The following is a 10,309-nucleotide window of genomic DNA, read 5'->3' on the forward strand; positions in this document are numbered from 1 at the left end:
TTAGTCAATATAAAATAATCTCCAAGTTATTCAAAATTTTTATCAATCAAGATTTTACGGCCACCAAACCGTTTCAAAAAAATATTAACCGATAGCGCTTATTTTAAAATTACTCAAAGATTTTTATATTTTTTTGTATTATTGACTATTTTAATAATCAAATTATCACTTTTTCATACTTAGGAACATCAAAATAAATATTTATTTTTCTATACTATTAAAAAAATTCTTAAATTAAACAAACTTATATCATTCACCCTAATCAAGGAATCGCGCTGTACCCTGTTTGTTACACAACGTTTTTTTAAGTCATTAATAATAAAGATACCAATTATTGGTTATTTTTGTTTGTTTTTTTCTTGGGATAAATGGTTTTTTTAATATTACTGCGGTCTTTAAAATATGTACCACGGTAAATTTCTGTCATCGCATCACTCATTATTAATCAGTTCCTTTCTTAAAATTTTTTTAAAAAAGTCTTTTTTTTAGTTTTGATTTAACTAAAAAAGTCCCTTTACAAAGGGACTTTAAATTAATTACTTGCCTTTTTTGATCATCTTTTTTTATGTCAATTGTCGTTTAATAGATGAGGATTAAGATTATTTATGAGATATGGAACATAAAACTATTCTTGAAAATAAAGATTATTCGGTTTATGATTTTTTTGAGGAATTGAAGCTGATTAGTTCTCTGGTTTCTGATTTGATAGCGAAAGTAGCATAAATAGTAAAATTATAACCTAAATCAAGAACTCTGATTGAGCCACTAAACTATCTTCTTTAGTTGAAAAATGAGAATAATATTAAAATTGACAAACTAGTTTTTTACCAAGATAAAGATCTCTTATTACTAAATTATTTTTATTTTTTAAAAATTCTTTAAATAATTTTTTGCTTTAACATTTTATTCCTTTCTAAAAAAATTTTTCAAAAAGATAGGAAATTATTTTTTAATCTTTTAAACAAAAAAGAATAACTTAATAATTAGTCTTCAAGATTTTTAAAAAATAAAAAGTGTCTAAATTTTCGGAACAGCTCACTTATCCGGAATATGACTATTTAGGAGATAGGAGAATAGATTTTTGAAAAACCCTAACAAAAAAACATCATACGTCCATTGTGAGAGTTAGAAAAAATTCGAAAATTAAAAAACTTGAGAAATTAAAGAAAACCAAAACTGATAATTGGAAGAATAATGATCAAAAAAAGATGTAAAGTTTATTTTAACAACCAAAAAAACGCATTTAAAATCCATCATACCAAACCTGGATGCGATGTTGGTTGACATAGAAACAAAACTATGGTGTTTTTAAAGTCAAAAAACTAATCATTAATATCTATATTTTTAAGATTTAATTATTTGCAAAACTATAAAGAATCTACGGCATTGAAAAAATGATTTTTTTTGAAAAAAAATGGTTTGAGCTGCTTTACGTTTATAATTTTGATATCGCCAAGTATTAGCAAAATGAATTTGTTCTAATTCATTTAACAATATTTGAGCTCCATTTTGCCCCACATCAACTTGTAATGGGTTGGCTGAATGATCCCAAATTTTACAATGTAATAAAAAATGCTCTAGTAAATTACAATAAACCAAATTGTATTCCATTTGATAACTAAAAGGAGCTTTTCGAGCAAATTCAGGATTAGATAAACCTTTCATTTCATTTTCTTTAATGTGATGTATTTGTAAACCTTCTGAAGATCTTTTAATATATTCATTTACCTTAGTGCATTGTTGATCTAAGAAATAATTACCAGGTACTTCTCCATATTTATCTAATAAAACTTCAATTATTTGATTATATGTTAAAAGCATCATATAAGGAATACTAAATTCTATTTGGTCGTTTTTATTATTTTGGAAGTGTACTTGGATTAAAATATTTTCAATATCTTCCAAATGTTTTAAAATTGTTTGTATTCTTTTCATAGAACATAATTTAAACTTATTAGATAATACAAAATTATCAATTTTTTGTAATTCATAATAAATAGAAGGATAGCGAATTCCAATACTTTCATGTATTTTATGCATTAATAAATTAATATAATTTATTTTTTGTCTAATTTGTTGTGAAAATTGTTGTAACTTTCTTTTGAAAAAAAGCCGACGAAATATTAATATTAAAATAAATATAATTATAAAAATCGTAATTAACCAAATAATTTTCATATTCTTCATTTTCATGAAAATATATTTTTTATATTTTTATTTGTTTAATATTAAAAGTAATCAATTTATTTGAATTTAAAAATTTTTTTATAATATAAATAATATATTTTTTTATTCCTTTAACTTAAAATTAATTAATAACTATAAAATTTTATATTTATAGAAAATAAAATGCTACATATTGGAATTATTTTTTGATTTTTAGGAATGATTTAACTATCATTATAATGATTGGTACGATTATTATTTTACGGAAATAATTAAAAAAATTCAAACTTTTAAACGTTTTTATAATCACAAATGGCCTATGAAAAAACTTAATTATCAAAGTCCTCTTCATTATTTACAAAATTATCGATTTAAAATATCTTAATTTCATAAATTATTATTTTGCGAAAATAAAAATTGCTTTTTTATTAAATGTGCTTATAATACTAAAATATAAACAATTATGTTTTTGTATTATGTTTTTGTATTAGACAAAAACAATTCCTGATCATGATTTATGCTACATAAATACTTTACAAAAAGGAGAAAATTTTATAATGTATGGTATGTTTTTGGGTACTTATTTTTTGTCGATATTAATATTAATTTTAATTATTTTATCTATAATATTTTTAAGTCTCAGAATTTTTGAATTAATAATAAATTTTATTTGCACAATAAAAAATATTATTAAAAAAAGAAATAAAATTGCTTTTTTATTTATTATTTTATTTATTATTTGGTTGATTGTATGTTTCTGGATTTTTATTAAATGTGTTAAAGATTATGTTTTTTTCTAAAAAAACAATTTCTGATCATTAATTTATGCTACATAAATACTTTACAAAAAAGAAGCAAATTTTATAATGGATGAGGTTACTAAAAATATATTTTTTAATTTGATAGCAATTTTAAGCGTTTTCTTGTTAATTATATTATTTTTAAGTTGCAAAGTATTGAGTTTAAAAATAAAAAATTTTATAAAAAAAATAGAAAATAGTATTTACAAAAGACATGCAATTGTGAGTTTATGTATTATCATTTTTATTTGTTGTTTTTTTCTGTTGTTATTGCTTTAATGACAAAAAAATAATAATATTAAATATTTAGTTAAAAGAAAAAGAAGGAGTTACTCGAGAATGAATGTTCTTTAATGGATTAATTTAGGCTTATCTGTTGTAAGTATTTATGGGAATTAATTATTAATTTTTTATATCCCGTTTTTTTATCTGTCAAGTGTTATAAAATAAATTTATTAAAATTATTAAGTTATAACTTATAATTTTCATGATTAGACAATTATTAAATAGCGTCTTCAGACGTTTTAGTGCATTGTTGATATATAAACATACTAATACATTGGTGAAGCTTTTGTTCATAATGCTGATTTCAAATTAACTAATTTCCACCTGAACTTCAACCCTTTACGTAAAACTTTATCTCTCTTTAAAGATAAACATAATAACGATAAAGTAAAAGAAGCTGAAAATAATAAAAGAGTCAGCTCTGACTGGTAACAAAATTATACCAACTGCTAATATATTAAAATTCAAGAAATAAAAATTAAAGGAGATTTAATTAATGTTTAAATTACAAAATCAATTTAAAATAATAAGTATTTGTTTATTTATTTTTTTAGGACTATTATTTAAAATGAATAATAATCAAGTAATGGCGATGAATAATTTAAATGATGAAAATTACATAAATAATGAAATTAATAAACTTTATTTAGAACGAAAAGAATTAGCTACTAAAATTTCATATTTTCTTATTCATCATTTAGATGATGATGTAAAATTACAAAAACAATTAAATGATTTAGATCAAAGAATTAAAAATCTTTATCAAAGAATTTATGATATCAAACTTTTAAAGTCTATAAATGAACAAATTTGGCATGATTCATATGAAAGAAATCAAATAGCAATTCAAATTTTAAGTATTTCCTATCAAAACCCCGCAATACAAGAACTTATGACAAAACATCAAAAATTAGTGATAAAAATTAATAATCTAAACCAAAAATATATTAATTTACAATATAAATTAAATGAATTTAATTAATTTTTAATCACAACCCCAAGACCCTCCTCTCTCAGGGTCTTTTTTTATTTGATACACAAAATCTTAAAAAGGAAACCAAAAAATATGTTAATTAAAAAAATCTTTTCATCTTTACAAAACAACCTCATCTTTTTTATCATTTTTATTTAGAATCAGAAAAAATTTTTGAAAAAAAATCGTAAATAATACGGATAGATTAATTGCGTTTTATTCAGCGATTTGTCTTTGCTGTTTTATTTACAATCAGCCCCCGTCCAAACCGGACAAGCAAGTTTCCCAGCATCCGGCTTTCCATAATTCACTCTCTCTCGAGAACTAATGTCTCCTCGCGGTTAATTAGCTATTTATTCTTATTGTTCTTGTTTCTAATATCTTGTATTTGTTGATTGGTTATCTTGCGATGACAATCTTTACACAATACCTTTGTTCTTTTGTTCATGATACTTTGGCGATTCGCATTGCGAACCGTACCAATGTGATGAATTTGAAGTTGGGTTGTCTTGTCGCAATGCTCACAACGTTCCGCTTTTAGACGGTCAGCTAAATGGGTACGACCTTGGAATATATATTTATTGATGGTAATATCCGGGTTTCCTTTGTAATTGCGCATTGTCTTAATTTTGTTCCAAGAGTAAACATCCCATGTTTCGTATTGGGTTTTCCTTTTATTAAGATAAATAATCCCCCAAGTTGAACCAACTTTATATTTCTTTCGAACTCTGGCAATTGACGTTTTCTATTTCCTTGCCAGTGTTTTCAGACAGCTATACTCCGCTAGATAACTTAAGTGAGTAAAAACACTTAGATTGTTAGCTAAACAAAAGTATTGGACATTCCTCTAACAATTGTTTTATAGGTCCGAATTATTTCTAATTCGTCTCTTTCTGCTAATGTTTCGTCGTGTTTCACCTTTCCCCCTTTTAACCAATTATATTCATACCCATATTCCTCGACTTTCGCCTGGGGAATTTGAATCTGAACTTTGCCGTTTAAGGAATCCTTAGTTGTTTTCCTTTCCCGGGTTTTATTGGTAGGGTTAACCTTTATCATGTAGGATAGAAACCTCGTTCCTTTGTTGGCTTTAACAACTTTGGACTTATCCTTACTAACCGTAAGGTTCAAGTCTTGCGTTAGCCATCGAGTTGCTTGGTTTTTGATGTTATACGCCTCATTATATTCTCCCTTAACGCCAATGATAAAGTCATCAGCATAACGGCTATATTCAACTCTTGGTTTTATATTTAGGTTGATGTGTCTGTCAATCCCCAGATTATGGTGCTGGTTTCTAATCCATGCTTTCTTATATTCTGGGTTACTCTTCCTAATAGGTATTCCTTCTTTAATCAGTCTCTCCATTTTCAGGTCAATGTGGTGTAAATATACATTCGCCAACAAGGGGGAAATAATCCCTCCTTGAGGGGAGCCTGATAAAGACTCGTATTTGATTCCCTCTTTAATGAAACCGGCTTTAAACCATTTGCTAATGGTTGCGAGTGTTTTATTCTTTTTGATGAACTGATTTAAGGTTCTCATCAGAATCTCATGATTGATGGCATCAAAGTAACCTTTTAAGTCGATTTTGACAATATAATCTATTCCTTTAAATCTTTGTTTGATACGTTTGATAGCATCATGACATGATTTTTTGGTTCTAAATCCAAAACTCCATTCTGAGAAGATATTTTCGAAATAGGGAGTTAAAAGTTGTTCCAGGCATTTTTGTATCAATCTATCTTTGATGGTCGGTATGCCCAAGGGTCAGGTTTTTTTGTTATCTTTAGGAATGAAGATTCTTTTAACTGGCTTTGGGTGGTAACCATTGTTAACGTATTCCAGATGGTATCTCTTTAATCTTTCCAGATTGATTCCATCAATGGTTTTATTGTCAATTCCGGGTGTACCTGCCCCTTTGTTAGCCGTAATTTTATTAAATGCTGTTAATGTGTTGTAAAAGTTATTCATTCCTTGCTGGAGTTCTCTTTTCAGAGAATAGCCATTTGATGAACAATATTAAATCTTATTCAATGTTCGTGAAAGTTTAGTTTCTGGTGAAACCGTTGTTGACATAATCTATCAACTCCTTCCTTGATGCCATTGAATAAATAGTGAATTACTTTCTTCTTTCGCCCTATAAGAGTGATTAACTCTCTTCTCGGTAAGACGATTAACTAAATTATTCCAAATTTAGGTTTACTCTTACGACTACTAAGAAGATTCTTTATCCTTGACCATCCAGACATCTCCAGATTAGTAAACTTAATTACTTAGTTTTAGGATTCTCCAAGTTACCTTAAATTTCTACCTTAATTTTTTAGGGGAAGTATCCTCGTTAAGAGGTTGATTCCAGGTTTCTCTATTCGATAAACTACTCAGTACTCAAAATATATACTAGTAGACTCTGGACTGTCCGTTTAAGCAACTTCCGAGACAGGTTCAGAAATTACATCAATTTACCTTCTTAGGCCATTTCAGGCTTCTCCATAAAATTATTCGGTGGCGGGGTCATCTTGACTAATTTGCTTTCGTCTCAACCCGCTTTTATGGTTTGCTCTAATCTGACATTCTTTCGTTTGCCCTACCAACCATATCCTTTCAGGGTTTATCAGCCCTGGTTATTGGTTAGATAACAGGAAATTTAAGCATCTTTGGCGCCCTTTTGATTTCTGTAAACTTCTAATATCTCACCAACGATTAAAAACAAAAAAAAATTTATACCTTTTGTGCTTCTCAAAAATTCCATAATTTGTTCATCAGTCATTGATTCGCTAAAAATAATTCTTGAAATAAAATTTTTTCTAAAGGAAATTATCATTTTATCATCGAAAACGTCTAAAATGGTTTTTTTAAAATCTTCAAAATAATTATCGATTTTGAAATTTATAAAAAATTCTAAAATATTTAGATTCCTATTATCATAAGTTTCATTCATAATTCTAACAGGAGTATCTTCACTGATTTCTCTCAAAAATTTTACAATTTCTTCATCGGTTTTAGATTTATCAAAAAAAATAGGAATATAATTTTCTTGCGCTGCAAATTTTAATTTTTCATCAGCTACATCTAAAACTTTTTCTTTAAAATAAAAATAAACATAATCCTTCTGATCTTCTGAAGTTTTTTGATATATATTTTTTTCCGGATTTTGATTATATAAATTGATTTCTGATGTTTTCGATAAATTTTTTTCATCACAGCCATAAACGTCATAAGCTTTAGAAAAAATTAAAGTTAAAAAAAACATAATGGATATTGAAAAAATTTTTAAATTCATTATTTTACCCCTTTTTTTATTTATTAAAAAACAAGAATAATTCAACAATGTATATTTATATTATAATCTTTTTTTAAAAAACAAAAAAAGACCAACTTTAAAATTGGTCTTTATTATTAATTCTTTTCTTTATTTTTTATTCCATGTTATCACTGTAACCTCTTCATTTGGTTGTGTAACGAATGGGAAGCATTGCGAATTAATTTTATTACATTTATAATCCATTAGCTTTTAATTGAATAAAATAAACAAAAATCTAAAAAAATTAAATCTCAATTTACACTAAATAAAAAAATAAAACATTATTTTTTATTAAAAAATGATATATTTTATGGATTTTTGTGATTCGTCTAAAAAATCAATAAAAGTAACAAAACTTTAACTATGATGAAAATTTTAACACTTTTAAAATTAAATTAATTAAATATCATCAATCACACAATAAAAATAAAAATTTTATTTTTTAATTATTAAAACAAAAAATGCTCTAAAAAAAGTGTTAATTATTATTTTTTTTAGGTCTTAAATAATATTCATTATATTCATAACAAGAAGACATAATCTTCAAAAATTCTTTTGTTAAATTGTTCACATATGCTGCTATTTCTTCTTTGTCTTTAAAATTAAAGCTATTTATTTGACTAAGTGATTGAATAAATTGACGACTTTGATTGTGAATTTCTTTACGGTGTTTATCATTAATTTCATAATTTTTTTTGGCATGGTTGATGTTAAATTCTAAATGATAACAAGCAATGTTAAGCAAAATATCATAACCAGTATCAGGGTTTGGTATTTTAACAATCAAAAAATTATCATTAAATTTTGTTTTTTGGTTTTGTTTTTTACCATTTTTTAAATTAATCCATTTATTAATTTCTTCTAAAATTTCTTTAAATTTATTTTTTTGAAATCCATTTACTAATAAAACAATTGAAGCATAAAGAAAACGATGATGCATTCTATGTAATACTTGCTTATAAACAAATTCTAAATCCTCTTGATTATAATAATTTTTAGTTTCAATAATATAATCATAATCAACCAAAACATCGACTTTACCATGACCTTTTATTGATTCTCTATCAGTTTTTTTGCCTATGTTTTTAAAATGATCTGCAATATAAGAATTAATAAAATCTTCAGAAAATTTAGTTTCGTAAAAAACTTTTAAAAAATGCCCATTACTTTCAAAATTTGTCATAATTTGGTCTAACAATTGAATTATTTCAAAATATTTTTCTCTTTTTATCGACATAAATTTTTTAGATTAATCTTTCTTAATTTTAAAAAAACGGGATAAAATAGATGGTTTAATGATACATTTCGAATATAATTTATGAGGATCATAAGTTGTTTTCCATGGGAATTCGTTATAAGTCTTTTTACTAAGTTGCTTATCACTCAGATTACCAAAATCATCAAAAACTTGTTCTAAAATTGCTTTTTGTTCTTCGGTAAAAGGGGAATTTGTCATTTGCGAACTAAAATCAAAATAATATTGTTTTTGAAATTCTTGTTTTAAAGTTTCCGCATAAACAGAAGAAATAATAGGACCATACGGCCACGCTTCGATGGCATCCTGAAATAAAACCTTATTATATCTGGCCAAATAATAACCTTGTGCATAATAAAGTAATTTTTGAATTTTGGTTTTATTTATTTTTTTATCTTTATTTACAAAAAACTGAGCAACATCGAAAACATTGATTTTATTTTCCGGATTTACCATAATTAACTCCTTTTTAAAACCATTTTGAATATTAGAAGTATAACATTTTTATTTTAAAATTACAATCTTCTTTTTTATATAAGTGGAGAGTTTTTTTAATTTTTTCTTTTCTTATCGTTTGATATTTAGATAAAAAATAAAAATGAATGACTAATTTAATTTTTAATTTACCTTGTCTTTACTGAAATAACAGATAATTAAATTGACAATAATTTTTTTGGCTTCCTCATCGGAAATCTAAGGATTTATTTTAATAAAATAATATTTTAATAATTTTTATTTTTTAATATAATTTTTTTTAAAGTATTATAGAATATAAATTGTAAAATTATAAATTAATTTTAATTTTAAAATAAAAGGATTTTTTAAAAAAATATGTCAAAATTATATTATTTATCTGGGCGCCAAAGAGGCCTAAATTTCGTGCTATTTAACCAATAGCCAGGGCCGATAAACCCTGAAAGGATATGGTCGGTCTAACAAACGAAAGAATGTCAGATTAGAGCAGACCATAAAAGCGGGTTGCGACGAAAGCAAATTAGTCAAGAAGACTCCGCCACCAAATAATTCGATGGAGAAACCTGCAATGGCCTAAGAAGGAAAATGGATGTAATTAATAAACCTATCTGTAAGTTGCTTTACCCAGATAGTCCAGAGTCTATCAATATTATAGATAAGTATTGGATAGTTTATCAGATAAAGGAAACCTGGAATCAGCCTCTGAACGAGGATACTTCCCCTAAAGAATTAAGGTAGAAATTTAGCGTAACTTGGAGAATCCTAAAACTAAGTAATTAAATTTACTAATCCGGAAATAAAAGCCCGGATGGTCAAGGATCGCACTGCTCCCCATTCACTACACAACCAAATAAAGAGTTTACATCGATAACATGGAATAAAAAATAAAGAAAATAATTAATAATAAAGACCAATTGTAAAATTGGTCTTTTTTTGTTTTTTAAAAAAAGATAACCCTTCCTAAAAATATGGTAGGGAGAAAAAAATGATCAAAAAAGTATTTTTAAAAAAAGTTAAAACAGAAGAAACAGAAAAGTTACTTACTCTTTTTTTAA

At 25.5% G+C, this 10,309-nt stretch carries 5 protein-coding genes and 1 pseudogene; 1 reads left to right on the plus strand and 5 read right to left on the minus strand.

The annotated features are described in order from the left end of the window. Positions 1–1,344: 1,344 nt before the first annotated feature. Positions 1,345–2,178: a hypothetical protein gene (locus Q8777_RS01955; RefSeq protein WP_318749359.1), complete on the minus strand. Its 834-nt coding sequence runs from the start codon at positions 2,176–2,178 to the stop codon at positions 1,345–1,347. A gap of 1,569 nt (positions 2,179–3,747) precedes the next feature. Here Q8777_RS01955 and Q8777_RS01960 point away from each other — a divergent pair. Then, entirely contained in the window at positions 3,748–4,233 is a 486-nt protein-coding gene (locus Q8777_RS01960) for an SVM family protein (protein ID WP_193622173.1), read from the plus strand. A 340-nt stretch (positions 4,234–4,573) separates the two neighbouring features. On the opposite strand, the pseudogene Q8777_RS01965 reads toward Q8777_RS01960, so the two are convergent. From Q8777_RS01965 to Q8777_RS01980, 4 genes and pseudogenes are all read right to left on the minus strand, one after another. Continuing rightward, positions 4,574–6,300, minus strand: a pseudogene (locus Q8777_RS01965) (reverse transcriptase domain-containing protein). Positions 6,301–6,868: 568 nt separating this feature from the next. Further along, the gene (locus Q8777_RS01970; RefSeq protein WP_213680336.1) at positions 6,869–7,504 is read right to left on the minus strand and encodes a hypothetical protein; all 636 of its coding nucleotides are present in this window, start codon (positions 7,502–7,504) and stop codon (positions 6,869–6,871) included. 499 nt (positions 7,505–8,003) lie between these two features. Then, entirely contained in the window at positions 8,004–8,762 is a 759-nt protein-coding gene (locus Q8777_RS01975) for a hypothetical protein (protein ID WP_213680335.1), read from the minus strand. Positions 8,763–8,774: 12 nt separating this feature from the next. After that, on the minus strand, positions 8,775–9,236 hold the full coding sequence (locus Q8777_RS01980) for a type II toxin-antitoxin system antitoxin SocA domain-containing protein (RefSeq protein ID WP_213680334.1): 462 nt from the start codon (positions 9,234–9,236) through the stop codon (positions 8,775–8,777). Positions 9,237–10,309 lie beyond the last annotated feature (1,073 nt).

Origin of the sequence: Candidatus Phytoplasma stylosanthis (assembly GCF_032886435.1) — a bacterium.
Lineage (GTDB): Bacteria > Bacillota_I > Bacilli_A > Acholeplasmatales > Acholeplasmataceae > Phytoplasma > Phytoplasma stylosanthis.

Coding starts and splice junctions, on each gene's coding strand:
- Q8777_RS01970 (WP_213680336.1), bottom strand. CDS start 7,504: ATGAATTTAAAAATTTTTTCAATATCCATTATGTTTTTTTTAACTTTA.
- Q8777_RS01980 (WP_213680334.1), bottom strand. CDS start 9,236: ATGGTAAATCCGGAAAATAAAATCAATGTTTTCGATGTTGCTCAGTTT.
- Q8777_RS01955 (WP_318749359.1), bottom strand. CDS start 2,178: ATGAAAATTATTTGGTTAATTACGATTTTTATAATTATATTTATTTTA.
- Q8777_RS01975 (WP_213680335.1), bottom strand. CDS start 8,762: ATGTCGATAAAAAGAGAAAAATATTTTGAAATAATTCAATTGTTAGAC.
- Q8777_RS01960 (WP_193622173.1), top strand. CDS start 3,748: ATGTTTAAATTACAAAATCAATTTAAAATAATAAGTATTTGTTTATTT.